The organism is Microbacterium sp. LWH11-1.2 (assembly GCF_038397745.1).
GTDB lineage: Bacteria > Actinomycetota > Actinomycetes > Actinomycetales > Microbacteriaceae > Microbacterium.
Genome location: NZ_CP151636.1, coordinates 47,294 through 72,665, shown reverse-complemented (window position 1 = coordinate 72,665; position 25,372 = coordinate 47,294). Strand labels below are relative to the sequence as shown.

Annotated in this window: 25 protein-coding genes; 13 read left to right on the top strand and 12 right to left on the bottom strand. The window is 66.8% G+C overall.

The features are described from left to right. Positions 1–61 precede the first annotated feature (61 nt). Together MRBLWH11_RS00395 and MRBLWH11_RS00390 are read left to right on the top strand one after the other, a co-directional pair. The gene (locus MRBLWH11_RS00395; RefSeq protein ID WP_207769911.1) at positions 62–844 is read left to right on the top strand and encodes an ABC transporter ATP-binding protein; all 783 of its coding nucleotides are present in this window, start codon (positions 62–64) and stop codon (positions 842–844) included. Beyond that, positions 841–1,575 (top strand): ABC transporter permease, encoded by a 735-nt coding sequence (locus tag MRBLWH11_RS00390; RefSeq protein ID WP_207769912.1) that lies wholly within the window; start codon positions 841–843, stop codon positions 1,573–1,575. Before MRBLWH11_RS00395 ends, MRBLWH11_RS00390 begins: the two co-directional genes overlap by 4 nt. Positions 1,576–1,687: 112 nt before the next feature. Here MRBLWH11_RS00390 and hrpB read toward each other — a convergent pair whose 3' ends face one another. From hrpB to MRBLWH11_RS00375, 3 genes are all read right to left on the bottom strand, one after another. Then, entirely contained in the window at positions 1,688–4,240 is a 2,553-nt protein-coding gene (gene hrpB / locus MRBLWH11_RS00385; protein ID WP_341946315.1) for an ATP-dependent helicase HrpB, read from the bottom strand. Positions 4,241–4,449: 209 nt separating this feature from the next. Then, positions 4,450–6,045, bottom strand: a complete 1,596-nt coding sequence (locus MRBLWH11_RS00380) for an SPFH domain-containing protein (protein ID WP_341946314.1) — start codon at positions 6,043–6,045, stop codon at positions 4,450–4,452. A gap of 95 nt (positions 6,046–6,140) precedes the next feature. Then, positions 6,141–6,569 carry a MarR family transcriptional regulator gene (locus MRBLWH11_RS00375; protein WP_116634326.1) on the bottom strand — a complete coding sequence of 143 codons (429 nt, stop codon included), beginning with the start codon at positions 6,567–6,569 and terminating at the stop codon, positions 6,141–6,143. Positions 6,570–7,070: 501 nt separating this feature from the next. Here MRBLWH11_RS00375 and MRBLWH11_RS00370 point away from each other — a divergent pair. The 3 genes from MRBLWH11_RS00370 (at position 7,071) to MRBLWH11_RS00360 (ending at position 10,477) form a co-directional block, all read left to right on the top strand. Then, positions 7,071–9,185 (top strand): hypothetical protein, encoded by a 2,115-nt coding sequence (locus tag MRBLWH11_RS00370; protein ID WP_341946313.1) that lies wholly within the window; start codon positions 7,071–7,073, stop codon positions 9,183–9,185. Next, a complete protein-coding gene (locus tag MRBLWH11_RS00365; protein WP_341946312.1) occupies positions 9,185–10,207 on the top strand; it encodes a hypothetical protein in 1,023 nt (340 codons plus the stop codon). The genes MRBLWH11_RS00370 and MRBLWH11_RS00365 overlap by 1 nt, the downstream gene beginning before the upstream one ends. Before the next feature lie 108 nt (positions 10,208–10,315). After that, positions 10,316–10,477 (top strand): hypothetical protein, encoded by a 162-nt coding sequence (locus tag MRBLWH11_RS00360; protein WP_341946311.1) that lies wholly within the window; start codon positions 10,316–10,318, stop codon positions 10,475–10,477. A gap of 62 nt (positions 10,478–10,539) precedes the next feature. Here the strand turns inward: MRBLWH11_RS00360 and MRBLWH11_RS00355 are convergent, their stop codons facing one another. Then, positions 10,540–12,078, bottom strand: a complete 1,539-nt coding sequence (locus MRBLWH11_RS00355) for an SIR2 family protein (RefSeq protein ID WP_341946310.1) — start codon at positions 12,076–12,078, stop codon at positions 10,540–10,542. A gap of 427 nt (positions 12,079–12,505) precedes the next feature. Between MRBLWH11_RS00355 and MRBLWH11_RS00350 the strand changes: the two genes are divergently transcribed. After that, positions 12,506–14,281 carry a hypothetical protein gene (locus MRBLWH11_RS00350; RefSeq protein ID WP_341946309.1) on the top strand — a complete coding sequence of 592 codons (1,776 nt, stop codon included), beginning with the start codon at positions 12,506–12,508 and terminating at the stop codon, positions 14,279–14,281. A gap of 456 nt (positions 14,282–14,737) precedes the next feature. On the opposite strand, the gene MRBLWH11_RS00345 is transcribed toward MRBLWH11_RS00350, so the two are convergent. Further along, the gene (locus MRBLWH11_RS00345) at positions 14,738–15,202 is read right to left on the bottom strand and encodes a GNAT family N-acetyltransferase (protein ID WP_341946308.1); all 465 of its coding nucleotides are present in this window, start codon (positions 15,200–15,202) and stop codon (positions 14,738–14,740) included. A gap of 121 nt (positions 15,203–15,323) precedes the next feature. Here MRBLWH11_RS00345 and MRBLWH11_RS00340 point away from each other — a divergent pair, with 121 nt between their 5' ends. Next, a complete protein-coding gene (locus MRBLWH11_RS00340) occupies positions 15,324–15,668 on the top strand; it encodes a DUF1801 domain-containing protein (RefSeq protein WP_243408831.1) in 345 nt (114 codons plus the stop codon). 48 nt (positions 15,669–15,716) lie between these two features. Here MRBLWH11_RS00340 and MRBLWH11_RS00335 read toward each other — a convergent pair whose 3' ends face one another. After that, complete coding sequence (locus MRBLWH11_RS00335; protein ID WP_341946307.1) at positions 15,717–16,208, bottom strand: DUF6326 family protein; 492 nt, start codon at positions 16,206–16,208, stop codon at positions 15,717–15,719. 25 nt (positions 16,209–16,233) lie between these two features. After that, entirely contained in the window at positions 16,234–17,241 is a 1,008-nt protein-coding gene (locus MRBLWH11_RS00330; protein WP_341946306.1) for an NAD(P)-dependent alcohol dehydrogenase, read from the bottom strand. Between the two features lie 131 nt (positions 17,242–17,372). Here MRBLWH11_RS00330 and MRBLWH11_RS00325 point away from each other — a divergent pair, with 131 nt between their 5' ends. Genes MRBLWH11_RS00325 through MRBLWH11_RS00315 form a run of 3 tightly spaced genes read left to right on the top strand, consistent with a single transcriptional unit; the run spans position 17,373 to position 19,865 of the window. Then, positions 17,373–18,068, top strand: a complete 696-nt coding sequence (locus MRBLWH11_RS00325; RefSeq protein WP_341946305.1) for a DUF2306 domain-containing protein — start codon at positions 17,373–17,375, stop codon at positions 18,066–18,068. Positions 18,069–18,072: 4 nt separating this feature from the next. Further along, on the top strand, positions 18,073–19,188 hold the full coding sequence (locus MRBLWH11_RS00320) for a histidine kinase (RefSeq protein WP_341946304.1): 1,116 nt from the start codon (positions 18,073–18,075) through the stop codon (positions 19,186–19,188). Continuing rightward, positions 19,185–19,865 carry a response regulator transcription factor gene (locus tag MRBLWH11_RS00315; RefSeq protein ID WP_341946303.1) on the top strand — a complete coding sequence of 227 codons (681 nt, stop codon included), beginning with the start codon at positions 19,185–19,187 and terminating at the stop codon, positions 19,863–19,865. Before MRBLWH11_RS00320 ends, MRBLWH11_RS00315 begins: the two co-directional genes overlap by 4 nt. 31 nt (positions 19,866–19,896) lie before the next feature. On the opposite strand, the gene MRBLWH11_RS00310 is transcribed toward MRBLWH11_RS00315, so the two are convergent. Next, a complete protein-coding gene (locus MRBLWH11_RS00310; RefSeq protein WP_341946302.1) occupies positions 19,897–20,490 on the bottom strand; it encodes an XRE family transcriptional regulator in 594 nt (197 codons plus the stop codon). A 122-nt stretch (positions 20,491–20,612) separates the two neighbouring features. Between MRBLWH11_RS00310 and MRBLWH11_RS00305 the strand changes: the two genes are divergently transcribed. Then, positions 20,613–20,879 carry a hypothetical protein gene (locus MRBLWH11_RS00305; protein ID WP_341946301.1) on the top strand — a complete coding sequence of 89 codons (267 nt, stop codon included), beginning with the start codon at positions 20,613–20,615 and terminating at the stop codon, positions 20,877–20,879. 43 nt (positions 20,880–20,922) lie between these two features. On the opposite strand, the gene MRBLWH11_RS00300 is transcribed toward MRBLWH11_RS00305, so the two are convergent. Then, positions 20,923–21,147, bottom strand: coding sequence for a hypothetical protein (locus MRBLWH11_RS00300; protein WP_341946300.1), 225 nt, complete (start codon positions 21,145–21,147; stop codon positions 20,923–20,925). Positions 21,148–21,267: 120 nt separating this feature from the next. On the opposite strand from MRBLWH11_RS00300, the gene MRBLWH11_RS00295 reads away from it, so the two are divergent. Together MRBLWH11_RS00295 and MRBLWH11_RS00290 are read left to right on the top strand one after the other, a co-directional pair. After that, positions 21,268–22,290 (top strand): DUF389 domain-containing protein, encoded by a 1,023-nt coding sequence (locus tag MRBLWH11_RS00295; RefSeq protein WP_341946299.1) that lies wholly within the window; start codon positions 21,268–21,270, stop codon positions 22,288–22,290. Positions 22,291–22,397: 107 nt separating this feature from the next. Continuing rightward, positions 22,398–22,949, top strand: coding sequence for a DUF6611 family protein (locus tag MRBLWH11_RS00290; RefSeq protein ID WP_341946298.1), 552 nt, complete (start codon positions 22,398–22,400; stop codon positions 22,947–22,949). 12 nt (positions 22,950–22,961) lie between these two features. Here MRBLWH11_RS00290 and MRBLWH11_RS00285 read toward each other — a convergent pair whose 3' ends face one another. The 3 genes from MRBLWH11_RS00285 to MRBLWH11_RS00275 form a co-directional block, all read right to left on the bottom strand. Then, positions 22,962–24,068, bottom strand: a complete 1,107-nt coding sequence (locus tag MRBLWH11_RS00285; protein ID WP_341946297.1) for a GNAT family N-acetyltransferase — start codon at positions 24,066–24,068, stop codon at positions 22,962–22,964. A 138-nt stretch (positions 24,069–24,206) separates the two neighbouring features. After that, on the bottom strand, positions 24,207–24,617 hold the full coding sequence (gene arr, locus MRBLWH11_RS00280; RefSeq protein WP_341946296.1) for an NAD(+)--rifampin ADP-ribosyltransferase: 411 nt from the start codon (positions 24,615–24,617) through the stop codon (positions 24,207–24,209). Between the two features lie 18 nt (positions 24,618–24,635). Continuing rightward, the gene (locus MRBLWH11_RS00275) at positions 24,636–25,304 is read right to left on the bottom strand and encodes a sigma factor (RefSeq protein ID WP_341946295.1); all 669 of its coding nucleotides are present in this window, start codon (positions 25,302–25,304) and stop codon (positions 24,636–24,638) included. Between the last annotated feature and the right edge of the window lie 68 nt (positions 25,305–25,372).

Here is a 25,372-nt window from a genome sequence, read left to right as displayed (position 1 = left end):
AGCTGTGCGGTGGGTGTCGGCATCGTTGACGTGCTCGGGTCCGAGGCGCATAATTCATCACATGATGAATAACTCGGCTGTCGAGATCTCACAGCTGCGTGTGCGGCGGGGAAGCACGCACGTGTTCGACGGCATCGACCTCGCGATCCCGCGGGGGCAGATCACCGGACTGCTCGGGCCGTCGGGGTGCGGCAAGACCACGCTCATGCGCACGATCGTCGGCGTGCAGAAGATCGCGTCCGGCGAGGTGATGGTTCTCGGTGAGCCCGGTGGATCCCGCCAGCTGCGCCGACGCGTCGCATACGGGACCCAGGGTGCCGCGGTCTACGGCGACCTCAGCGTGCGACAGAACCTCGTCTACTTCGCTGCCCTGCTGAAGGCGCCGAGATCCGACGTCGACCGCGTGATCGACGAGGTCGGGTTGGGGCCGCAGAGCGGTCAGCTGGTCGATTCGCTCAGCGGCGGGCAGGCCACTCGAGTGTCGCTCGCGATGGCGCTCATCGGCTCGCCGGAGGTGGTCGTGCTCGATGAGCCGACCGTCGGTCTCGATCCCGTGCTGCGCGCCGAGCTCTGGGGGCTGTTCCGCGAGCTCGCCGATCGGGGGGTGACCCTGATCGTGTCGAGTCACGTCATGGACGAGGCGCTCCGCTGTGACCGTCTGCTGCTGATGCGCGAGGGCCGGATCATCGCCGACACGACTCCCGCGGCCCTCCTGCAGGACACCGGCACCGCCGACCCGGAGGCCGCGTTCCTGGCGCTCATCGAACGTGACCGCGAGGTGTACGGCGACACGCGTCGATCCCGCAGGGATGCACGCGATCACCACGAGGAGGCGGGGCGGTGAACGGCCGTCGGATGCTGGCCACCGCAGGTCGCGTGCTCGCGCAGCTGCGGCACGACCCACGATCCATCGCGCTGATGCTCGTCGCACCGAGCCTTCTCGTCGGACTCTTCGCCTGGCTCTTCAGCGATCAGGACGGGGTGTTCGACCAGTTCGGCGGCGCGATCCTGGCGCTCTTCCCGTTCGTCGTGATGTTCCTCGTCACGTCGATCACGACGCTGCGCGAGCGCAGGTCCGGCACGCTGGAGCGATTGATGACGACGCCGCTCGGCAAAGCCGACTTCATCCTCGGCTACGCACTCGCCTTCGGGCTGATGGCGCTGCTGCAGGCCGTCATCACGGTGTCGTTCGCGGTGGGCGTGTGCGGGCTCGACGTCGACGGCCCGCTCTGGCAGCTGGGCCTGGTGGCGGTCGTCGACGCGCTGCTCGGCACGGCCCTGGGGCTGCTCGCGAGCGCCTTCGCCCAGACCGAGTTCCAGGCCGTGCAGTTCATGCCCCTGCTGGTGTTCCCGCAGATCATCCTCGGCGGACTGTTCATGCCGCGCGACCGGATGCCCGATGTGCTGCACGCGATCTCCGACTGGCTGCCGTTGAGCCACGCTATCGACACGATCAACGCGGTCGCGGCGGGTGACGACGGGTGGGACGTGTTCGGGCCGCTGCTGATCGTGGTCGCCTTCGCGGTCGGTGCGCTGGTGCTCGCGTCCCTGACTCTGCGGCGGCGCACGCGCTGATCGACCCTGCCCGTTCACAATTCAGCAAGAACGCCGCAGAACGCGGCCAGACGGACCGGTTTCCAGGGCGCGCGCGCATAACTGGCTGAGTTGTGAAAGCCCCGCGCTCGGCTCAGCGCGCGGCGCGGCCCTTGGTGTGCCTGGTCGGTGCAGTGGACCAGGGATCCTCGGGCCACGGATGCTTCGGATAGCGGCCGCGCATCTCGGCGCGCACCTGGGCGTACGGACCCGACCAGAACGAGGTGAGGTCGTCGGTGACGGCGAGCGGGCGCCCGGCAGGGGAGAGCAGGTGGAAGAGCACCGGCACGCGCCCATCGACCAGCCGGGGAGTCTCCGCCCATCCGAAGCACTCCTGCAGCTTGACGGCCACGACGGGGCGGGTGTCGGTGTCGTCGGGGTCCGGGTACGAGATGCGGATGCGGGATCCGCTGGGGACCTCGAGACGCTCGGGCGCGAGCTCGTCGATGCGCCCGGCCTCGGGCCAGGGGAGCAGGCGGCGCAGCGCGGTGGTCAGGTCCAGCCGGGCCACAGGGGTGCCGCCGGCCAGCGCATCGAGCTCGGGCGCGAGCCAGGAGTCGAGGGCCGTGAGGAGTCCGGCATCCGACACATCCGGCCAGGGCGATCCCAGCTCTCGGTGCAGCAGCGCCAGGCGGCGTCGCAGCGCGACCGCGGTCTCGGACCAGACGAACAGGCTCAGCCCCTCGCGCCGAAGTGCTCGGCGAACGGCATCCCTCCCCTCGTCGGCCGACGCCCGCACCGGCGCCGAGGACCGCAGGACCGCGCCCACCCGACGCTCGCGGCGCGCCTGGATGCGACCTCCGACGAACTCCGCCTCGACTCGATCCGAGAGCAGGTGGCTGGCCGCCTTCTCCATCTGCTCCTCGGTGAGCGCCGCCGCGGACCGGACGATCGCCCCGGAGCCGGCGGCCGCGCGGCCGGACGCACGCGAGACATCGGCGATGGCCAGCCATTCCAGCGCGGCGAGCGGACCGCTCACTCCGGCGCGCGTGCCGGACGCCAGCAGGAACGTCGCTCCGCCCGCCGTGTGGTCCACGCGTCGGGCGACGCGCTCGGGGAACGCCAGCGCGATCACGAGCCCTGTGCCGTCGAGATCGGAGCGCGCGCCGGGCGCTGACGGCGTCAGCCTTTCGAGGCGATCGGCATCGCTGCGCCACCGACGCGCATCGGGCGTCCGGCCGCCACGGAGCGCGATGAGCGCCTGTGCGACATCGGCGTCGGCGGTGCGCACGTCGCCACCCAGCAGCGCGACGACCTCGGCGGCGAGTCGAGTGCCGACGACCGGACTGCCGTCGCGCAAGGCGCGGGCGAGCCGGGGATCGGTCGGGATGCGTGCGAGGGCGCGGCCCTCGGCGGTCGCGCGGCCGTCGTCGTCGATCGCGCCGAGATCGTGCAGCACCGTGACGGCGTCTGCCAGGCTCTCGGCGGGCAGCGGGTCGATCAGGCGCAGACCCGTTCCGCCGGGCGCACCCCAGCAGGCGAGCAGCAGGGCGGCATCCGCGAGATCGCTCGAGGCGATCTCGGGCGTCGGCCGTGCGGGAGCAGCGGCATACGTGCGCTCGTCGACGCAGCGCACCACTGACCCCGGCCCCTGACGGGTCGCGCGCCCGGCGCGCTGCACGCACGAGGAGCGGGAGGCGGCGGTGGTCACGAGCCCCGTCATCCCGCGGGCCGCATCGCGTTGCGGGCCCCTGGCCAGGCAGGTGTCCACCACGAGCCGCACGCCGGGCACGGTGAGCGACGACTCCGCGAGCGAGGTCGTGACGATGATGCGGGCCAGCTCGCCGGGGCGGCGCCCGCGGATCACGGCGTCCTGATCGGCGGCGCGCATCCGTCCGTGCAGCTCCCGCACGTCGAACGCCTCGGTCGCGCTGCGGATGCGGCGCGCGATCTCCGACACCTCGCGCGCGCCCGGCGCGAAGACCAGCACTTCGGCAGCGGGGTCGTCGTCGTGCAGCTCCCGGGCAGCGGATGCCGTGACTCGAGCGACGTGATCGAGGAACGCCCAGGTGACACCCCGTTCGTCGAGGCGTGGCGCGGGGCTAGGGGACCAATGCTCGGTGAGCGGGAAGGCGGGCACGACGTGGTCGACGATCGGAGCGGGCTGTTCGTCCGTGCCGAGCACAGCGGCGATCCGCGTGGCATCGAGAGTCGCCGACATCGCGATGAGCACGAGGTCGTCGCGCAGTTCGCGCACCTCCGAGAGCAGGCCGATCAGGAGGTCGGTCTCGAGGGCGCGCTCGTGCACCTCGTCGATGATCACGGCATCCACCCCGGCGAGTCCCGGGTCATCCAACAGACGCCGCAGGAGCACACCCGCCGTGACGAACTCGACCCGGGTGTCCGGTCCGGCCTTGCGCTCGCCGCGGACGGTGAACCCCACGCGGGTGCCGAGCGGCGAGCCGTCGAGCTGTGCCAGTCGACGCGCGGCGGCGCGGGCGGCGACCCGACGCGGCTGGGTGACGATCACGCGGCCCGGGCGGCGGGAGGCGAGCAGCGGCGGCACGAGCGTGGTCTTGCCCGTGCCGGGAGGGGCGCTCACGACCACGGATGTGCTCGTGTCGAGGGCCGTCGAGAGCTCGTCGACGGCGGCCGCGAACGACAGACCCGCGCCGATCGTCGCGAGGTCGAAGGCGGCGGACGTCATCGTCCCAGTCTGCCCGGTCGGCGCGCGGCTGGCAGGCGTCCGCAGCTCGGCGGCCCGTGCACAATTCAGCAAGAACGCAGCGGATCAGCGCCGCGCAGGCCGAATCCGACCGCTTGCGCGCCGTTCTTGCTGAATTGCGCACGCGCGACTGCCCGCAGACGACGGATGCCGCGACCGAATCGGTCGCGGCATCCGCTGTGTCCTGTGCTCTACTCCGCGGCAGACGCCGGGGGAGCGGGCGGCGGCGGGGTGGTTGGCGCGGGGGTGCGCGGGGCGGGAGGAGCAGCCGCAGCCACGCCTTCGCCGATGCCGCGGCCGACGGCCTGGCCCTGGATGATCCCGGCGAGGTCGAGTCCGGTCGCCGAGTGCACGCTGTCGAACACCGAGCGCAGGGCCTTCGCGCCGTCGGCGCCGACGACGCTCGATGCGCCGTCCTCGCCGGAGCTTCCGATGATCGACACGTTGCCGATCGCCCCGTATCCCTTGGCGAACTCGGCCATGATCGACGGCAGCACCTCGAGCACGCGCTGCGAGAGGAAGGCGTCCTGGTTGGAGGCGATGGCCTTGGCCTCTGCCTCGAGTGCGGCGGCGCGGGCGTCACCGGTGGCGCGGATCGCCTCGGCTTCGGCGGCGGCCTGCAGGCGACGGGCGTGTGCCTCGGCCTCGGCCTTGGAGCGGAGCGCGTCGGCCTCACCCGTGGCGCTCGCCACGGCCGCGGCAGCCTCACCGTCGGCGCGGGCCTTGTCGGCCTGAGCCTGCTGCTCGGCGATGCGGGTGCGGGCCTCGGCCTGCTTGACCTGCTCGATCGCCGCGGCCTCTGCGGCGCGCTCACGGGTGTAGAGCTCGGCCTGCGCGCGGGTCTCGGCCTCGTAGCGCTGCGCGTCGGCGACGCGCTTGACGTCGGCATCGAGCTGAGCCTGCCGGTTCTCGGCCTGCTGCTGCAGAACGGCCTGCTGCGCCTGCTCGCGGGCGAGGTTCTCGGCCTGCTCCGCCTCGGCGCGCGCCCGGCCGATGCCGGCGTTCGCGTTGGCGGTGTTGGTGTCGAGCGCGGTCTGCTCGACCAGGTTGGCTTCCTGATTGGCGATGTTCTTCTGGTTGATCGCACGGTCGGCGTTGGTCTGCGAGATCTCCGCCGACTGACGCTTCGCCTGGATCTCGGGGGCACCGAGCGACTGGATGTAGCCGACCTTGTCGGTGATGCCCTTGATCTGGAACGAGTCGAGGATCAGGCCCTGCTCGGCGAGCTCCTGCGAGACGTCGGCGGCGATCTGATCGGAGAACTTCTTGCGCTCTCGCATGAGCTCCACGACCGACAGCGTGGCGACGATGCCGCGGAGGGCACCCTCGAGCTGCTCGGTGGTGAACTGCTCGATGGCCGTGTCCTGCGAGGCGAAACGCTCGGCGGCGCGGCGCACGAGGAGCGGGTCGGAGCCGATCTTCACTATTGCGACGCCGTCGACGTTCAGGGTCACGCTGTCGAGCGACTGTGCTTCGGCGTTGAGGGAGACCTGACGCGAGCGGAGCGAGATGATCTCGTGGCGCTGGGTGATCGGGTTCACGAGGGACTTGCCGTTCACGATGACCGTGACGGGCGACTCCGACATCTCGTCGCGGCTCGATCCGTCGGCACCGAGAACCGCGAGCTGCACCTTCTGCTTGCGTCCCGAGATGACGAGAGCCTCGTCGGCTCGGGCGACCTTGATCCAGCTGCGTGCGAACAGCAGCAGGATGAGCAGGACGACGACAACGACGACGACGGCGATGCCGACGATGACGAGGATGCCGATGATTCCGGCGATCTCCATGAATGACCCTCCCTCTTCCCCCCAAGGGGTGGCGCGCGATGCTGCGCGCCTTCACGCTCCACCCTGCCAGATCGGGCGGAGCGCGGTGAGAAGGGTCAACCGCGGCGGAGCTTCTCGGCCAGGTCGCGGAGGGTGCGGAGCTCGTCGTCGTCGAGGCGCGACATGCGCTCGGCGATCGAACGACCGTGGATCGTGGCGAGGGCGCGGAACGTGCGGGCCCCGGCATCCGTCGCTCGGATCAATGCGCCGCGGCCGTCGTCGGGGTCGGGGCATTTCGCCACGAGGCCGCGCGTGACCATGCGGTCGACCAGCCGCGAGACGCTGGGCTGACTGATCAGCATGTTGTTCGTGACGTCGCGAAGGCGGGCGGTCATGCCGGGGGAGCGTGTCACCGTGAGGAGCACGTCGTACTCGGCCTGTGCGAGATCGCCGTGCTCGAAGTCGGTGACCATCTCGTCGAACAGTTCGTGCTGCGCGCGGAACAGGCTCTCCCAGGCCTCCAGGGCGAGCTTGCGATCGGTCATGGTCACAGAATACTGGCAACAGTAAAGGGCCGGTCGGAGAGGCTCCCGACCGGCCCTTGTCCCTTGCACCAAGAGTGTCCTGCAATCACATGCGGTGAGTGCCACAGCAAACATTCACCGTGTGATCACTGTATAACGGCGAGGTAACGAATGCAACGGTTTGGTCACGGAATCTTTGTGAAGTGGGTGGAGTGTCCCTTCTCACCAGAGTTGTCACTTTCTCATGTACCTGTCAGTGACGCTCTTCGGAGTTGTCAGTTTTCTCACCCACCTGTCACAACTCTGCGGCGTGTCGCCCACGTCTGCTCGTAGCGACCGCGTACTTCGTCTTGGGCCGCCGGACGAACACAACTGTTGTTCGTCGATGGGCTTGGATGATGTTCTTGAATTTCGTGTGGCCGACGCCCGCTGTGGTGCCGGTGATCGCTCCTCGTCGGATCGCCGAAGCGGACAGCAACTGCGAGGTGGCCGGCGTGTCGGAGGCGTGTGGTTCGATGAGGCATGGCATCGAAGTCGAAGCGTTTGAAGGCGCGTGCGAAGAGGCGGCGGCATTTGCCGCACGGGGACGCCGCAGCGCCGTCGGATCCCTATGTGGATTTTGTGATGCAGTCCTCGGATACGGTGCAGTCGCTGTTTGCTGAACTCAGTGCTGAGGGCGATTTCGCGGCGAACGTGAGTACCAGGTTCGCTGACCGTGTACGTGAGCTTGCGGCAATGGGTTCGCGTTTCACGCCGGCGAGGTTGGCAGAAACCGCCAGGCTGGCGTACTTCCCCTTATCTCAGGCGGGGCAGGTTGTCGCGAGCCCGGACGGCGGCGCGTGGCAGGTCGAGTTGCTCGTGCTGTTGGCGATCGCGGGTCGCAGTACGGATGAAGTGGATGTTCCACCTGCTGAGCCGAATGAGATGAGCGGGGTGGTGCAGGACGCCTGGCCGATTCTGGAAGAGATCACGAACTTGGGCTGGTTCCGGACGCTGGTCGCCGCTGGCCCGGACGCACCACTGGGGTGGCTATCGCTCAGTGTGCAGGGGGCAGAGGTCGCGATGCGCAACTCCTCGTACGCAGACGTGTTGCAGGCAACGGCGGTCGAGCTGCTCGATAGCAACCGGGGGGTTCGCGATGCGTTGGAGGAGGGTTTGGGGTTTAGCGCTGCTGAGGCGCTGAGTGTTCTGAATGCCTGTCATTCGATCCAGGCACGCAAACTTAACAAGCGGGGGCAGCAGTTCGCGAGTTCGCTGTCAGAGCCTGCGGGCGCGCCCGGCGATGATGTCGTATCGATGGCCAAGGGGGCCATGAATGTGCTGATCTCAATGTTCGAACCGTCTGCGGACGACTGCACGGTCGGTATCGATGAGCTTGTCGCGGAGACTGGCCTCCCAGTGGAGCGTGTCGAACGAGTGGTCGCCTTCTTCACTCTTGATGCGTCCGGGATGACAGCGTTGGAGGCCGCAGAGAAGTTCGTTCAGGGAGACAACCCGTGGCGACGTCACCCGTTGCTTTCGGGCGATGCGGGTCGGGTGATGCTGCTGCACGACGGACACACAGCACCGGCGTTGAGGGAGAGGCTTGAGGAGTTCCTGAAAACGCAGAAGGTGGAATGGGACGCTTACGCGAAGCACCGCGGAGAGGTCCTGGAGGAGCGAGTCATTCGCGCGGTGAAGATGATTCTTCCGACGGCGACGTACCGGAACGGGTTCGAGTTCTACGTCCCCGCAACGGAGGCAGAGAAGGCGACTGGCTCTGCTGATGCGTATACCAAACGGGTGGAGTGTGATCATCTGGTTCTTGTGGATGACGTGGCCTTCGTCATCGAGGACAAGGCGGTTGCGTTCAGTGCCCTGTCGCGGGGAGGAAAGACAACGCGCCAGCTCGGTGATTTGCGGCGCATCATTACGAACGCAGCGAATCAGGCGGGGCGCGTGCGATCAGGGATCGTCGAAGACGGCGGGCTACGCGTCGAGGGTGAGGGATGGGTGGACCTCACCCACATCCGCGAGATCCATACGATTGCTGTAAGCCTTGACGACATCCCCGCCGTGTTCACGGCGACCGCGGATCTTCTCGAGGCCGGGCTCATCGATCTGGAGAACGTCCCATGGACGGTTTCGCTGCACGATCTCGAGCTGATCGCGGAGCTGGTGGCCCGGCCTGCAGAGTTCCTCCTTTATCTGCGGCGCAGGCGCGACCCGATGACGACGATGATGTTCATGGCGCCTGACGAACTCGACCTGTTCCTCTACTTCTACGAAGCTGGATTGTGGGTGGCACCCGACCCGGCCCTCGTTAAGGAAGCCTTCCCATTCATGCCCAACCCCACCACGGGTGAGCTGCGTCGCTTCCGGCAGCAGATGCCGGCGTTCATCACGAGCCGGACAGATGCGCTCGATCAGTGGTATCTCACCCGCAACGTTAGCTCGCGTGCACCGAAACCGTCGATGCCGACGACGAGCATCGTTGACCTTATCGACAAGCTGCACGACCGGCAGAGCTTCGGCTGGCTGAGTGTCGGGGCGACACTGCTTTCCGGAAACAAGGCGGCGCAAGAAAAGTTCGCCCGGCATGCAAAGGACCTGCTGGACCACCCCGACCCGGGAGGTCGCGGACGTAGCCTTGGTTGATGGACCTCGACGGGGATGAGTGGAACGACGACATCGCCCGCGAGTACTTCGGGACCCTGCCGAAGGAGGTCCGTGAAGCCGCCCAGCGGCGGTTCGAGCCGCACGGCCTGACTCTCACCACCTACAAACGCAACGCTGAGGCGTCCATCTTCGCGACTGCGTTCGTCGAGGACACCCTGAACAATCTCCTGTTCCGGATCTACGTCCCGGCCGGTCGGCTGTACGAGGACGAGCTCGCCAAGGTGCTGGAACTCTTCCATGACTGGCTGGGTTCGGTGAAGGAGCAGACTGTCAGGCAGTCCGGCTATCGCACCCCGAGCGGCCGTGTCATCGAGTTCTTCGGTGAGCCGGGCATGAACGCTGACGTGGTAAGTGACGAGCTCCAGGAGTTCGCTCAGTTTCTGAATATCATCGAAGACTCCGCGACCGCCGAGCAGATGCTTCTCCATCTGGGCGTCACGCCCGATCGAGCGGGCGGTCTGGTGTCGAAGTACGCCAAGGCCGCACGCAGGGTTCTCGTCGACACGAAGCACGCCAGGGAACGCATGATCCTCGAGATCCAGCAGCAGCTCGAATCGGAACTCATCGACGAGCTGCCTGACCTCTCTACGGCAGAGCTCGGAGACCTGGTGAGCCAACTGGTCCCCGCCTCGCCGTTCGCAGCGAGCCCGGAGACGAGGAGCTTGGCGGCTGGTCAAGATGGACCGTCCCCTACGGTCAACGTTCAGATCATCCAACGAGTCGAAGGCATCGTCGCCCAGAACGTGAACGGCCCGGTCACGGTGGGTACGCCGGCGGCGGAGCTGATCCAGCTTGTCCGCCAGTTCGGCGACGACTCCGCTGAGGTCTTGGAGACCAGCGCGCGGGAGCTCGCTGATCCCGGCGCACCTCAGCCTGCGCGGCTTCGTGCTCGTCAGGCCTTGAAGAATTTCCTCCTGCGCAACGCTGCGCGGATCGAAAAGTCCGTCTACGACAATGCTTTGAAGTGGGTCGTGGACAGCGTCAGTGACTGGCTGGGGTAGAGAACCCGCGACCGATCACGGCCGCAAGCGAAGCAGTCTGTTCGCCTTGGCCATCGCGACCTGACGCGCCTACTGCTGCCCACGTCACCGGTGCGATTGCATGAACCTGTGAACCAGGAGAGACCGAACGAGCGCCGCGCGAAGAAGGCCGTCGAGAAAATGCTGGGCGTCACGCTCGACCACGCCGATAAGAACGGTGGCGTCGACTATCTGTTCCCTCGCGGCACCATCGCCCTTGAAGTGACGCGGGTCACTGATGAGGACGTGTGACTACTTCGCTCCGAAGATGACATCTGAACGGGAGGCGGCGTATGGAAGGGTGCGCGGTCAAGTCATTTCCGCGTGGGCCTCGCAATCGGAACGTCCACCTTCGTCTGGAGCTCAGAGGTCAACGTATGGCCCTCGACCTCGAGCGTGAGTGTCTCGTTCCGTTGGGTCGGCCAGATCCGGAGCGTGATCTTGTCGCCGGCTGGCCATGAGTTCAGTCTTGATGGCACGCCGTCGTAGGTCGTCACGCGGGACAAGTCGCTGCCTTCGAACTCCGGCGTCACTCGTCCCGTGTTGGATCGGAATCCCACGTGAGACAGTTGCGGCCCGGCATGGGCGATCTCGACGAATATTGCGCCGTTGTCCGCGACTGTCGCACTGAGGTCCGCTATCACTATGGTGTCCGCGGCGAGTGGCTCGGTTGAAAGCGCATGGGGCAGCTGGGCTTTCGCGCCGCCCTGATACCCGAAGACCCGCTGGGGGCGATCGGTGAGATTGTCCCGCCACGAGCCGCCGTACTCGCTGACCAACTGGCCAAAGAATGACCCAGATCCCGGATAGGACCAGGTCGGCTCGATGACCCCGACAGTCCGCTGCTCCGACCGGAGCATCCAGTTGCGGATGACGTGGTTGACGTGCCTGTCCGCGAAGCGGTAGCCCACGATCACGAGGTGGTCGGCGCGCTCGATCGCTTCTTCCGCGGCGTGAAGCAGTTCGAGAGTCGGACCGTCAGTCGCAAGTTTCTCCCGATCACCGACAACAATCCAGGGTTGCTCCACGGCTCCGTCTGAAACCTTGAGTGCCGTAGATGATGGGCTGTGTGCTTCCAACTCCCAGTCGAGAGAACCATGAATCTTGTGCAAGCGAAGTTTCTGCGCGGCGACATCGAACCCGACCCGCTCGCGGGGCCAATCGCCCACTCCGCGTTCAATTGGCACCGAACGCTCGCTCGCGGCTTGCTCCACCGCGAGGTCGTAGTTGAGCGTCACGACGTCGAGCCCTTCCGGCTGTGCCAGGGCGAGATCGACAAGCGGGTAGAGGTAGTCGACGGGCTTTCGCACTCGGAGCAGGGTGCCGAGTAGGCGCAGTATTTGCAGGTCAGCGGTGCGATAGTCGCTACGAAGCACGGGCCTCTTGGCTCCGTCGGCGAACTCCGCGATGAAGTATCCAATGTTCTCGATCGCGTTTTTCCGGCTAGCTGCGCCGCGGTCGCTCCCGTCCAGGCCCAGCGCCTGCGACAGGTTTCGGACGAATCGATCTGAGTTCCACTTGTCCGCGTGGACTCGTCCCTCCGGCAGAACCGGGTCTCGCCACGAACTGACGAATGGTGCCGCCTCGTGGCCCTCGCGTCCGCGAAGAAGGCGCAGCGCGGAGATAAGACGCTCGATGTTGACCGCCCCGATTGGGTTGCTGCCGTCTCTGGCTGCGTAGCTGAACATCGCCGCGTGGGCGAAGTTGATCGCCTTGACCCAAGGTTCGCGGACCTCTGATGGCTGATTCACCGATGCCAACACTTGCTCCGTGAGGTCGGCAGTGAGTGGTATGCCAGCGTCAAACGACGCGCCCGCGCCGAGCAACACCGCAACTCTTCGGGTCTCTGTCACGAGGACCATTCTGCCGCTATACAGCTAACAGAGTGAGGTTGGCGACACGTGCGCTGACTCGGGTGCGGTGACTAGGCGAGCGCGTCTGGAATCAGGATGCGTCGTCGGGCTTAGACGGTGCGCGCTCGGCATGTCATGTCGGTCGGCCGTTCGAGCATCACGCAAGTGATTCCGGAGCGATGGGGCCGGCTGGCAGTGCGTCTCTCGGCGCCGGCGACCGCCTCGAGGCGATCTGTCGGACGCATGGCATCGACTGCTAGCCACGGGTTCCGGGTGCGAGCTGTCTACTATGAAGCTCGTGCCTATGAGTTCTATCCGGAGAGGCGCGGCGCAGAGCCCTGGATCGATCTGCGACATCCTCTTGTGGTCATGACTGTGACTCACAGCGTTTGCGCGCTCGCGCGATAAGTTTGGCCCGGGAGGTTACATGTTCAATTGGGGAACGCTCGGCGAAGAGAAGTTCAACCGCGCTGCGGAGATGGTCATAAAGAAGAGCGTGGAAAGCAATGACCCGGGCGTTGAAGTGAGTGCCATAGATGGGCGTGGCGGCGACGGCGGCATTGACCTCGATGTCAGGGTGAGGAAGACGGGCAAGCTCATCGCGATCTATCAACTCAAGCACTTCCCGGAAGGCTTCTCGGGCGAGTGGGCTAAGACCCGCAAGGAGCAGATACGCAAGTCATTCAGGTCCGCGCTCGAGCACGACCCCGATGTCTGGTACTTGGTAATCCCGCGGAATTTTACGACCAAGGAGCGCCAGTTCGTCACCTCGTTGCGAGACCACAAACCTCGCCCAAGGACGCGGCGAGTTGGAGTTGCGGAGCTCGACCTTATGCTGGCACCCTTCCCTGAGCTCGAGGAATACATCAATCGGGATGCGCACCTTGCGGCTCTCAAAATCGTTGGTAGAGAGTCGGCTTTGCTCTCGAAGCCCTCTGACCTCCGGGCCGAGGCTGAGCTGCTACAGAAGCGCATCGCGGCACGGAGCGCACATTGGGGGGTGAGCTTCACCAGCACGGCGGACACGTTCACGCAGGAGTTCGTACCGCTCCGCGCAGACTCCGCCGAAAAGGAACCTTTGAGCTTCTCGCTGGTGACCGACTTTACGGACAAGGCCGGGCTGGGTGAGGAATTCAGAAACGCGTTGGATTATGGGCTTCTCGAATCTCTGGAACTCCCGGCGGACGTTGTCGCTCATTTCGAGCTAAATGGGCCCGAGTGGTTCGCGGAAGTTATCAACGTACTTGGCCTGCGAATCGTTCCGCTCGGAGAGGAGCTCAGGGTACCTGTGAAGGTGAAGCTTCACTCAGCGACCGATAAGACAATCGCTCAGCCCAATGCGGCTAAGGCGCGTGTCTCGACAGGGACCAAGGGAGCCCAACTGAATCTGACTGTAGTCCCTGGCGTCGAATTCACGTTCCTGTTCGACAAAGAACTGGCCGAGAGCGGGAGCCTTCGGTTCCAGGTTGCGCTTCGGGGGCTTACGGGCACTGAAGCCAAGCGTGCGCTGAAGTTCCTCAGTTCGCTGGCTGAGGCCAAACGCATGAGTCTCGAAATCGGCGATGAAAGGCCTTTCTCTCTGCAGTTCAAAGAGGAGAATCCTCCGCCCCACATCGCCTTGATAGAGCTCGCCGACGACCTCGCAAGCATTGAGGACGAGCTCGGCGTCCACTTCGTGTTCCCGGAAGAGAGTCCCGAGAACTGGGACCGTATATGGATTCGTATCGTCCGCGGGGTTCTTGAGGGACACGCGTACTACCTGCCTGGGGTGGAAGACCTCGGCGCCGTCGTCGAACCGCCGCTCAACGACGGCCTGGGTAAATGGTTGACTGAACGGGCTGGCTCGTTTGGTCTCATCATCGACGACTGGGAGTGGGAGGTCCTCGGACAACAACTCATCATCGACGAGGTGACGTTTGCGGTGTTCCATGGGCACGTCGCGGATGGGGACGCGCATCGAAAGGCCCTCGAAGAGGAACCTGCGTCCCCTCGAACCGTTCACTTCGTGCCCAACGAAGCCAATGGCGGAGTGGTCATCTTTTCCCCTTCTCGCCGGAAAGACCCCAATCAGCCGCTCATCCCCGAAGTTTGGGGTATTACCGGCATTCCCGAGCATCGCTTCTTTGCGAAGCGAGCGGGTGCTGATGCCGTGGCGAGCGAGCTGCAGCAAACATCTTCAGATGATGCTTCCGCTATCGACTAATCTTCCATTCCCGACGTTGATATTGCCTTCAACAGTGACGGACGAGTCCGTCGAGCCGCGAGCCAGAACGCCTACGAATCCGTCGGCGCCGTGCGGGTTGCGAAGTTGATGATCGCTCGCGACGCGCTGCAACTCCGGATCGGTCAGTGAGAATCGAGTCGCAAGCTGCTCGCGAAAGTCGTTGTTCGGGAACAGTCACATCCGCGTGCTCCCGGACGGACCGTGATGCGCGCATCATGCTCTTCCCCGATCGATCGGCCCCGGAAAGTGCTCAGAGTCGTGATAGGTGCGGCTCGAAGCGTCGTGCCTCTTACTGACAGACTTCGTGAGACGAAGTTCGGCTAACGGTGGTGATGAGGGCCGCGGATACACGCGGTTTACGTGTCTCAAGCGCTGTCAAGTCTCATGAGATGGGACATGGAGACTGTCGATCGGTTGCTCCGTCCTGGCTTCCGCTTACTCCGTGAGCGCAATCGCTAGCCGCGGAAGCTCGCGGCCCGGAATGGAGCCACTGGGCGAGGTGCCGATGCGTCGAGCACCAAAACGCAGATAGAACGACTCCGCACCTGGATCCGCATCGAGCTCCAGGCGTGTGAACCCCGCGGCCCGCGCGGAGTGCAGTGTGTGCTCGAGCAGCATTCGGCCGCACCCGGTGCCGATCGCGGACGGATCGACGAACAACGCCGATAGTTCGCCTTCGTCTGTGTCGCCTTTCACGAGGCTGAAGCCGAGAACGGTATTGTCCTGCTCCACGATCCACATCAGCGGTGACCCACAGGTCGTCGCATCGAAGGTCAGCTCTGCTCGGCATGCCTCGAGGAACTCGGCTGAGTACCCCCAGTGCGCCTTCGAGCGCAGAGCCAAAGCTGAGATCTCTTCGTGCTCCTCAGGCCGTGCTCTCCGTACGTGCTGATCGCTCACATTCTCACTATGCACGCCGCGGCATCCCAGACGCCAGCCGGCGGTGTAGGAGTGACGCTCTCGAGCCCGTCGACGTAGACTCGCCACCGGTGGCCACAGGCTGACTCAGGGAGGCAGGAACATGGGATTGTTCGCGAAGAAGGGCGACGAGGCCGTTCTCGCAAAGCTCCGAGAAGCCCCCGCGCAGTACCGGGAGGTCGCTGAGCGCCTCCACACGCTCGTCCGGGAGAGCGCGCCCTCGTTGGAGCCGGTCGTCCGCTGGGGACTCGTGTTCTACGTGAGAGACGGCAAGGACATCTGCTACATCAAGCCGGACAAGGACTACCTCGCGTTCGGCTTCGGCGAGGTCGTCAACCCGACACGAGAAGAGGGTGCCCATCTGCATCCTGTCGCGTGGACGGTCACATCGCTGGATGCTGCGACCGAGGCCACGATTCGCGCCTGGGTCGAGAAGGCCGCCGCCTGACACGGACGGGATCCCAGGGGACCCCATCCGTGAGCGTCGAATCCGTGCCTACCGCACGTCTCTCACCGCACGCTCTGCGCTGGCCGCCGTGTCCGTCGTGGCTGCGCCGCGCGGCCATGTCCAGGCCCACCGCACGATGAACGCGAGCACGACCAGCTCCAGTGCGACGCCCAGGAGGTAGAAGAACAGCCACGACCCGCCTACCTCGCCCACGGCGTTGAAGGCCGCGAACGGGATCTGTATGGACGCCACGACGAGGTTCACGATGCGGGCGGCCCGGGCCGGCAGCGCCACCGACAGCACGACCATGAGGATCGGGATCGCGAGGAGGCTCAGCGCGATGATCGCCCAGGTCTGGGTGATGTCGAACTGCCAGACGACGCCGACGAGGATGTCATCGACGACGCCGGGCTTGTAGAAGGCGAGGATGTCCACGTAGATGTAGAAGAGCATGAAGCTCGTCCAGGCGGCAGCGAGTCTGGCTCTGACCGGCATCCGCTGCTCTTCCAGCGCGGTGGTGGTGGGTCGTCGTGTGTTCATCAGGTACTCCTTTGTCGGGTGCGGATCATGAAAGAGGGTCGACGTCGGCGATGCGCAGCACGACGTTGCCTCGCTTACGCCCGGTGTCGACGTAGCGGTGCGCCTCGACGATGTCGGCCAGGGCGAAGGACCGGTCGATGACGGGTCGGTAGCGACCGGAGTCTGCGAGAGCCACGACGTGGGCGAGCTCGTCGGCGCCGGGTTTGCCGACGTTCCAGGTGACGAGCTTTCCCGATCGACGGGTCTGACCGCGGCTGCGCAGCATCGACCACAGGTCGGCGATGACGAGGAGCAGCGCCCCGCCGGGAGCGATCGATCTCTCGACGCGGCCGAACCCGGCATTACCCACGCCGTCGACGATCACGTCGTACGTCTCGTCGCCCGCGGTGAAGTCTTGACGGGTGTAGTCGATGACGCGGTCCGCGCCGAGTGACAGGACCAGAGAGGCGTTGCCGCCGCTGGTGACGGCCGTCACGTCGGCGCCGAGCTGCTTCGCCAGCTGGATCGCCGCAGTGCCGACCGCGCCGGATGCTCCGTTGACGAGCACCGAGGTGCCCGGCCCGATCGAGACCTGTCTGAAGAAGCCCTGCGCGGTGATGCCGCCGAACACGAGGGTCACGGCCTCCTCGAGGGTCATGCTCGCAGGAGCGTGGGTGATCGCCCCGTCGGCGGGCACGCACACGTACTCGGCGTGACCGCCGAACGCTCCGCCCATCGCCGCGATGACACGGTCGCCGGCGGTGAACGCTGTGACGCCCGGGCCGACGGCTTCGACGACGCCCGCGGCATCCATGCCCAGAATCGGATGCTTCGGCCGGAACACGCCGATCCCGGCGGCCGCGAGCAGACCGAGGCCGGGCGGCACATCCCTAGCGCGGGACCGATGGTCGGCGATGCTCACCGTGCTCGCGTGCACCCGGACGAGCACCTCGCCGGACTTCGGCGAGGGGATGGAGCGCTGTTCGAGGTGCACCTCCTCAGGGCCGCCGAACCGGCGGTAGACGGCCGCGGTCATGGTCGTATCGGGTGTCATGCCTCGATGCTCGTCTTCCCGGGCGCGCGGATCATCGGCCAGGCGGTCCGGATCTGCTCGGCCGAAAGTACGGCATCCGTTCTGTGCCGCGGGCCGATGTCCTGGCCCTCCGAGGCGACGAGCATCGAGACATGTCGCAACAGATGAAGGCCACCCGCCGTCCGACCTCCGTGCGACGGCGGGCGCGTCCGAAGAGCGGATGGCCGGCGATCACCGGGCTCCTGCTGCTCAGTGCGCTCCCGGTGCTCGGCGGCGTGCTCCGCCTCGGAGAGGTGGGCGCCGGCTGCGGGGACCCGTCGCCTCCGGCCTCGACAGTCGCGTTGGTCGTGCACATCGTGGCGATGACCGTGTACTGCGTTCTCGGCGCCTTCCAGTTCTCTCCGGCGCTGCGAGCACGGCATCGCTGGCATCGCTCCGCCGGCCGCGTCCTGGTTCCCGCCGCCTTCCTCGCGGCCTCGTCCGCCGTCTGGCTCGCCGTCTTCTTCGGCGGACCTCCGGACGAGCTCGCACTCGCGATGATCCGCCTCGTCTTCGCGACGGCGATGACGGTGTTCCTGGTGCGAGCGGTGATCGCGATCAGACGCCGGGACTTCCCCGCGCACGGTGCATGGATGACACGCGCCTACGCGATCGCGATCTCCGGCGGAACCCAGGCGCTCGTCTTCGCGTCGTGGACGATCCCCCTCGGCGAGGTCGACGCGCTCGGCGAGGCCTGGCTGGTCGCGGTGGCCTTCGTCATCAACAGCGTCGTGGCGGAGCTGCTCATCCGCCGACGGACCGGCCGGCGGATGAGCCGCGTGACGGATGGCGCTGCGCTTGTATCCTGACGGAGTGACCGGGCTTCTGCGTTCCGCGTGGAGTGCGCCGAGCGCTGTGCCCCCTCCGCCGCGCCGGGTCTGGCGGGATTGGGTTCTCCTGACCGTCGTCGCCGTGCTGGCGGTGGTCGAGAGCATCCTCCGAACCGACCTGCAACAGCCGCTGCTCTCGGTGCTCGTGCTCCTCGCCGTGCTGCCGTCAGTGCTCTGGCGCCGCACGAAGCCGCTGCTGATGCTCATCGCCGTGATGGTGCCGCTCGGGCTGCTCCTGCCCGACTCGACCCTCTACACGAGCCTCTTCGCCATGGTGATCGTCTACGCCGTCTTCCGTTGGGGGGCTGGTCGCGACCTCGTGATCGGCTCGGTCGTCCTCCTGGCGAGCCTCGGCCTCACGTTCGTCCGCGGGGAAGGCCTTGATGAGCTCATCGGTGGGTTCGCGCTGCTGCTGACGGTGGTGCTGCTCGGCATCGCCTTCCGCTATCGCGCCGGATCCCGGCAGCGTGGCCTCGACCGCATCCGGATGCGGGAACGTGAGCATCTTGCCCGTGATCTGCATGACACGGTCGCCCACCACGTCTCGGCCATCGCGATCCGGGCCCAGGCGGGCCTGGCGGTGGCGGCGCGAGACCCTGGAGCGGCGGAGGACGCGCTCGGCGTGATCGAGGCGGAGGCGGCCAAGACCCTGAGCGAGCTGCGGTCCATGGTGCGGGTGCTGCGACAGGGCGATACGGCCGAGCTTGCGCCGAGTCCGCGTTTGGGCGACATCATGCAGCTCGCCGGAACACGACCCGGTGGCGCGACGGTCGTCGTGAAGGTCGCGGGCGACGACGGCAGCATCCCGCCGCCCGTGGCCGCCGCGGTCTTCCGTCTCGCCCAGGAATCCGTGACCAACGCTCTCCGTCACGCCCGGCAGGTCAACCTTGTGGACGTGTTTGTGGAGGCGGATGCGGGAGGACTGCGGTTGAGCGTGACGAACGACGGCGAGGTCGCCTCGTCTCCCACGCCCGGTTTCGGGATCATCGGCATGATGGAGCGCGCAGCTCTGCTCGGCGGCACCTGTCAGGCAGGACCGGCGCCCGGCGGCGGATGGGCCGTCACCGCGGTGCTCCCTCGTGTTGGATGGTCAGCATGACCATCCGCGTGCTCGTCGCCGACGACCAGGAGCTCGTGCGCACGGGCCTCAGCATGATCCTCGGCGCCCAGCCGGACATCGAGGTCGTGGGTCAGGCCGTCGACGGCAACGAAGCCGTCGCCCTGGCCCGGAGCCTGCGGCCAGACGTCTGCCTGTTCGACATCCGCATGCCCGATCTCGACGGCATCGAGACGACCCGCCTGCTCGCCGGTCCGGGCGTGGATGACCCGATGGCGGTCGTCGTCATCACGACCTTCGATCTCGACGAGTACGTCTTCGCCGCGCTGCGGGCGGGCGCCAAGGGCTTCCTGCTCAAGGATGCCGGACCGGAGCTTCTCGCGCAGGCGATCCGCGCTGCCGCCGGCGGGGATGCTCTGATCGCCCCCAACGTCACGGTCCGGCTGCTCGAGGCATTCGCCGGAGCGCGTCCCGCCGCGCCGCCTCCGCAGCCCGTCGAGCCGCTCACCGAGCGCGAGGAGCAGGTGCTCGCGACCGTCGCGGGAGGCCTGAGCAACGGTGAGATCGCGAGCGAGCTCTACATCACCATCAGCACGGTGAAGACGCACGTCGCGAGCCTCATGACGAAGCTCGGCGCCCGCAATCGCGTCGAGATCGCCATCTGGGCGCACCAGACGGGGCGGATGCGCCGGCGAGCCGGCGATGGCGACGAGCGGTGATCCGTCGCTGACGGCTGCGTGTGCGAGCGCGTCAGCGGGCTTTCGCGGGAGTCGTGCGCGCGCGGAGATGCATCCGCTGTCCGTGTGCGCCGAATAGGCTGAGAATCTCGACGGGTCCCGCACCGGCCGACCCGAACCAGTGCGGGTTCTTCGTGTCGAACTCCGCGACCTCGCCCGGCCGCATGACGATGTCGTGCTCGCCGAGCACGAGCCTCATGCGACCGTCCAGCACGTAGATCCATTCGTACCCGTCGTGGGCGCGCAGGGTCGGCTCCCGTTCGGTCGCAGGGATCGTGATCTGGAAGGCCTGCGGCTCACCTCCTCTGGCCGAGAGTCTCGTGAGGATGCGTCCGTCGGCGCGAGAGGTCTTCGGAGCCACACGGGGGTCGCCGATGCGGGGAGGGCTGACGATCTGCTCGAGAGGCACGGCAAGAGCGGCGACGATCGGCAGCAGCAGCTCGAGGCTGGGTTTGCGTTGACCGGACTCCAACCTGGACAGGGTGCTCTTCGATATCCCCGTCATGCTCGCCAGGTCGAGGAGAGTGGTGTCCTTGGCCAGACGGACTCGTCGAAGCCGCGGCCCGATCTGGCTCAGTTCCGTCTCTATCCGCTGCCTCGTGCTCATCCGCTCACTCAAGCATCTCCTTCCCGGTTTCAGCAACGGAATTCCCACTTTCGTGCCGGTGCCTGGGACGGTGGTCCCATGCGCGGAGAAGCCGCGCTCCTACCCCGAATGAAGGACAGACGATGTCGAACCCTCAGCCCGCCACGCGCCCCGCCGACCGCGCCATCACGAAGCCTCCGTCCGTGCATGTCCGCGCCGTCATCACCTGGCTCGCGATCTTCCCGCTCGTGACGCTCGGCTTCTTCGCCATCGCACCATTCTCCGAGGGATGGAATCCCGTGCTCCGCGCGTTCGTCCTCACGATCGTGGTCGTTCCCGTCGCGGTCTACGTGGTGGTCCCGCAGCTGATGCGCCTGTACGCATCGCTGCAGGCCGGCATCGGACGCTGACTTCGCGGCGTCGCGCGCACGGGCGCGCTTCGGGGAGCTCCCGTCAGAGCAGCATCGCCTCGCTCAGGGGCACGCCGCTCCACTTCACGATCCCGAGACCCACAAGGCACACCCCCGCGGTGACGGCCAGGAGCATCCACGACGGCTGAGATCCGGTCGCGAGGAGCCAGATCGCCACGCCTCCGAAGAGGAGGGTGAAGCAGAGACCGCCCCAGAACAGCAATGCCCCGACGAGTCCGAGAAGGGGACGGGGTTCCGGGCGGCTCATGCCTCCACGATATCGGCCGATTCCACAGTCCCGAGAGCGCATGCCGCACCGATGATGTGCGCACAGAGCTGCATGTTCCTGCCGGCGCGGCGGGAGCGGTGAACAGAGCAGAATAGCTGCATGCTCTCCATCCGCGTCAGCGTCACCCAGGCTCTCTCCGATCAGACGCAGGAGATTCTCTCGGGAGACCCCACCGTCTGCGGGCTGGCCGTCCTCCCCGGGGCGGCGTTGGACGGACGCGGCGACGTGATCCTGTTCGAGATGACCAGGGAGAACGCGAACAACATCATGCGCTCGCTGCGGCACCTCGGCATCCCCGCCGAGGGCGGCATCGTCGTGTCGGAACCTCTGGTCGTGGTCTCCGATGCCGCCGACCGGGCCGAGGCTCTCGCCCCCGGACATCCTGCCGACGGTGTGCTCTGGGCGCAGCTCGCGAGCAAGGCGGAGGAAGATGCGCATCCGTCGGTCTCCTTCTTCGTCTTCCTGCTGCTCGCGACGCTCATCGCGGGTGTGGGCCGTCTGCTCGACCAGCCGATCCTCATCATCGGTGCGATGGTCGTCGGCCCGGAATTCGCGCCGCTGGCCGCGATCTCCTACGCGATCGTCCGTCGACGCCGCGGGATCGTCGGTCCCGCCCTCGGAACGCTCCTCGGGGGCTTCGCCGCGTGCGCCGCCATCGCCTGGGCGATCTGGGCGATCCTCTACTCGATCGGCGTCATCACCTACGAGCAGGCGACCACCGGCCCCGCGACGGAGTTCATCGTCGCTCCCGACGCGTGGTCGTTCGTCATCGCGATCCTCGCCGGGATCGCCGGCGTGCTCTCGCTCACGACGGCGAAGTCCTCGGCCCTCGTCGGAGTGTTCATCTCGATCACCACGGTGCCGGCGGTGGGGACCATCGGGCTCACGCTCGCCGTCGGCGCCTGGGATGAGGCGCGCGGCTCCGCGATCCAGCTGCTCGTCAATCTCGCCGGTCTGCTGATCGCCGGCGTCGCGACGCTCTACGTGCAGCTCGTCGCAGGACGTAGGCGGGGTCGACGAGCCGCCCGCCTACGCCGACCGCGTCGCCGGCGGAGCACGACCCGGCTGCGGATGCTCAGCATCGAAGACAACGGGCAGCCGTCCCCACCCCGTCAGGATTAGTCGGCTCACTGCGACGGCGTCGCCTTCTCGCATGGAAACGGGGCGGGGCCGCATGGGTTCCGTGTGCATCCGCGCTCCCGGGGTCCGCGCGGAGGAATGTGGGGGACATGTCCCTCGTCCATCGTCCTCGATTCACTGCCACCACCCGCACCGTCCCCGCTCCCGCAGATTCGTCGGTTCCGCGTTGGGGTCACGTGTCGCGCACCGTGAGCCACTACGGTACCGTCGCGTCCGTGCTCGCCGTCTACCCGCCGGACTCCACCGGCGCGGAACGGCGCCTCGCCGAGGCCAACCGCTTCTTCACGCCGCTCGCGCTCGGCGGGGGCGTCGTCGTCTGGGTGGGCCTCTGCGCAGGGGGCGTCCCCCCGATGCTCGCCGCCCTGGTGCTCACGGCAGCACTGCTCCCGGTCGGCATCTCGCTCTCGCGCCGTGCGCGCGGCATCCGTCAGCGCATCGTGACGCTGGCAGCGAGCCGGTCCGGCCTGCACGAGGAGACCGCCGAGGAGCGCGCGCAGCAGCGCAGGCTCGACACGATCGCCGGAGCTCTGCAGGATGCCGCCTTCGCCTGCAGACACGGCGTGATCAGTCGACGGGAGTTCGACCGGGCATGGCGAGCGGCGTACGCGCACGCCGGCGGACGACTGACACCGGGCGGGTGACGACGACTTCCGTCACCTTCGCCCGAGGACCTTCTTCCATCGGGCGGCGTACGACAGCGGCACGAATCCGACTGCTTCGTTGACGTCGAGCATGTGGCGATTCTCTTCGGCATTCATCGTCTCGATGAGACCGTGATCGGGGAACCCGTCGCGGAGCTCGCGGATGTTGGCGAGTTTCAACAGCATCCCGAGGCGGCGACCGCGATGATCGCGCAGCACCAGGGTGTCGCGCTGTTCCACGGATCGATCGGGCTCCGGCGGTACATCGAGCTCGGTGTAACCCGCCACCGTTCCCGTGGCGTCGTGGACCACGATGGTCGTGAGCAGCATGCGAGGGCTCGTCTCCCACAGGTCATCGAACGCACGCACACGCTCGGTCGTCCAGACGTCTTCGCTCTGTTCGATACCGGCATTCGGAGCATCGGTGCTCATCCTGGTGCGCAGAAGTGCGATGCTCTCCATCCATTCGTCCGGCGTCCGCCCCTGCCACGTCACGGTGCGGTAGCCGGCGGCCGCTGCGGTCGTCTCGGCGAGCAGGGCCGAAAAGGCCTCCTCATCGACGGGCAGGGCGAGGCCGCTCAACCGACCGACCTGCTCGAGAGAGAAGTCGCGGTTCCGCAGGAAGCGCGTCGAGGCGAGCTCTGCCGGCACGGATCCGAAGCCGGTCGGGGCGGAGATGCGGTCGCCCGTGTCTGTCGGCGTCGCAAGGAAGCTCGTCTGATTCTGGACCGTCGTTCGACCTCGGGCTCTGGCCGTCTGCTCGAGGCGCTCGTAGAGCGCTGAGCCGACGCCCTGGTTCCGGTGATCGGCAAGCACCGCGACGGAGGCCCAGCATTCGCTCGCATCGGCCGGGAGTGCCAGGCTGCCGCGCGCGACGACCCGGCCGTCGACCTTGGCGACGAACCCGAGCATCTCGGTGCTCTCGTCCTTCCAGTTCGGCAGCATCTCCTCTGCCGTGAAGAGCTCGCCCGGGGCTCCGCGCTGCTCGGCCTCGACGGTGCTTCTCACCTCGGCCATGCCGATGAAGTCCGCGGCATCAGGGGAATCGATGGTCTCCGGCACGGTGAGCGCGGAGATCGTGAAGGCCGGCTCGACGCCGGTGTGATCAGGGGATGACATGGTGAACCTTCGGTTCGCGGGATCGTTCGACTCACCCACGGCGTGGGGAGGAGGGGGATCGCTGTCAGATGGTCACGACGGAAAGCCTCTCATGCCGCCACCGCGGCGGCAATGGTGCGGCACCGGTCGTCGCCGCGGTCAGTTGATGATCTCGCCGCGTTCGTCGGCGCGGATCGCGGCCAGCGTCTCCCGCCAGGTCGCGAGTGCTTCGGGGGTCAGCCGGGTCCAGTCGAGCACCTCGGAGACGACCCGGATCGGCTCGGTGCTGCGATACGAGCGCGTGGGGTTGCCGGGGAACTTCTTGTCGGTCACATTCGGGTCGTTCTCGAAGGGGCCGGTCGGCTCGACGAGGTAGACGCGCGGCTCGCCGTCACCCGCCGCGAGTTCGGCCGCCAGCCCTGCGCCATCCCGCAGAGCCGTGAAGTAGATGTGGTTCATCACGATCTCGGGGCGGTAGTTGGAGCGGAAGCCCGCCGTCAGGAGGTCCCCCTCCTGCAGATCGGCCTTCGTGCCGTGAAAGAACGGTCCCTCGTCCAGCGCGTCACTCATCCCGACAGCCTAGGAGTTCTATCCCGAGCCTGTCGTGTCCAGCTCGTCCTCGTCCAGCGCGATCACGCTCCAGACGGTGCCGTCCACGGCGGTGTACTCATAGGTCGGTACGAGGTAGCGATGCTGATTCATTTCGTCGGGGAGCAGAGCGAGGCCCAAGCGGACAGAGACGATCTCGCGATCGACTACCTTCCACGGGACGGCAGAACCTGGCTGGGGAGCTTCAGGTGGAGCGGTCAGCGACGCCGGGGGAACCGAGAGGTAGTCGGGTGAAGACACCATGCGGGCCGAGAACGCCGGATCGCTGAGTCTCTCTCCGGCTTCGGCGGGGCTGACCACGGCGTAGGAGCCGAGCGACACGATCTCGCCGGTGGGGCCGGAGGCGTACATGATCCGCGCCGCATGGTCGTCCGTGGGTGGCGGTTCGTCGGTGAGATGCAGGGGGAGCCGTGACGTGCGGCGCCGATGATTGGCAAGCACGTGACTCGCCGTGCGGTAGAGCCACGGCAGCACCCACTCGGACGGGATGTCGTCACACCGACGCCAGGCGATCTCGAACACTTCAGCGGTCAGGTCGTCGGCATCCTGCCGGGCGGACCGTCGGAGAAAGTAGCGATACACGGGGTCGACGAGCGTCGCGACTTCGGTCGTGAACCATGCCTGAGCATCGGACGGTCGATGACCCATGACACTCCTCACGGCGGGTCCGACGGACCCGTTCACTGAGGATGTGTCGGACGTGAGCCGATTCTTGC

Coding starts and splice junctions, on each gene's coding strand:
- MRBLWH11_RS00395 (WP_207769911.1), top strand. CDS start 62: ATGATGAATAACTCGGCTGTCGAGATCTCACAGCTGCGTGTGCGGCGG.
- hrpB (WP_341946315.1), bottom strand. CDS start 4,240: ATGACGTCCGCCGCCTTCGACCTCGCGACGATCGGCGCGGGTCTGTCG.
- MRBLWH11_RS00380 (WP_341946314.1), bottom strand. CDS start 6,045: ATGGAGATCGCCGGAATCATCGGCATCCTCGTCATCGTCGGCATCGCC.
- MRBLWH11_RS00375 (WP_116634326.1), bottom strand. CDS start 6,569: ATGACCGATCGCAAGCTCGCCCTGGAGGCCTGGGAGAGCCTGTTCCGC.
- MRBLWH11_RS00370 (WP_341946313.1), top strand. CDS start 7,071: ATGGCATCGAAGTCGAAGCGTTTGAAGGCGCGTGCGAAGAGGCGGCGG.
- MRBLWH11_RS00365 (WP_341946312.1), top strand. CDS start 9,185: ATGGACCTCGACGGGGATGAGTGGAACGACGACATCGCCCGCGAGTAC.
- MRBLWH11_RS00350 (WP_341946309.1), top strand. CDS start 12,506: ATGTTCAATTGGGGAACGCTCGGCGAAGAGAAGTTCAACCGCGCTGCG.
- MRBLWH11_RS00340 (WP_243408831.1), top strand. CDS start 15,324: ATGGGATTGTTCGCGAAGAAGGGCGACGAGGCCGTTCTCGCAAAGCTC.
- MRBLWH11_RS00335 (WP_341946307.1), bottom strand. CDS start 16,208: ATGAACACACGACGACCCACCACCACCGCGCTGGAAGAGCAGCGGATG.
- MRBLWH11_RS00330 (WP_341946306.1), bottom strand. CDS start 17,241: ATGACACCCGATACGACCATGACCGCGGCCGTCTACCGCCGGTTCGGC.
- MRBLWH11_RS00325 (WP_341946305.1), top strand. CDS start 17,373: ATGTCGCAACAGATGAAGGCCACCCGCCGTCCGACCTCCGTGCGACGG.
- MRBLWH11_RS00315 (WP_341946303.1), top strand. CDS start 19,185: ATGACCATCCGCGTGCTCGTCGCCGACGACCAGGAGCTCGTGCGCACG.
- MRBLWH11_RS00310 (WP_341946302.1), bottom strand. CDS start 20,490: ATGAGCACGAGGCAGCGGATAGAGACGGAACTGAGCCAGATCGGGCCG.
- MRBLWH11_RS00305 (WP_341946301.1), top strand. CDS start 20,613: ATGTCGAACCCTCAGCCCGCCACGCGCCCCGCCGACCGCGCCATCACG.
- MRBLWH11_RS00300 (WP_341946300.1), bottom strand. CDS start 21,147: ATGAGCCGCCCGGAACCCCGTCCCCTTCTCGGACTCGTCGGGGCATTG.
- MRBLWH11_RS00295 (WP_341946299.1), top strand. CDS start 21,268: ATGCTCTCCATCCGCGTCAGCGTCACCCAGGCTCTCTCCGATCAGACG.
- MRBLWH11_RS00290 (WP_341946298.1), top strand. CDS start 22,398: ATGTCCCTCGTCCATCGTCCTCGATTCACTGCCACCACCCGCACCGTC.
- MRBLWH11_RS00285 (WP_341946297.1), bottom strand. CDS start 24,068: ATGTCATCCCCTGATCACACCGGCGTCGAGCCGGCCTTCACGATCTCC.
- arr (WP_341946296.1), bottom strand. CDS start 24,617: ATGAGTGACGCGCTGGACGAGGGACCGTTCTTTCACGGCACGAAGGCC.
- MRBLWH11_RS00275 (WP_341946295.1), bottom strand. CDS start 25,304: ATGGGTCATCGACCGTCCGATGCTCAGGCATGGTTCACGACCGAAGTC.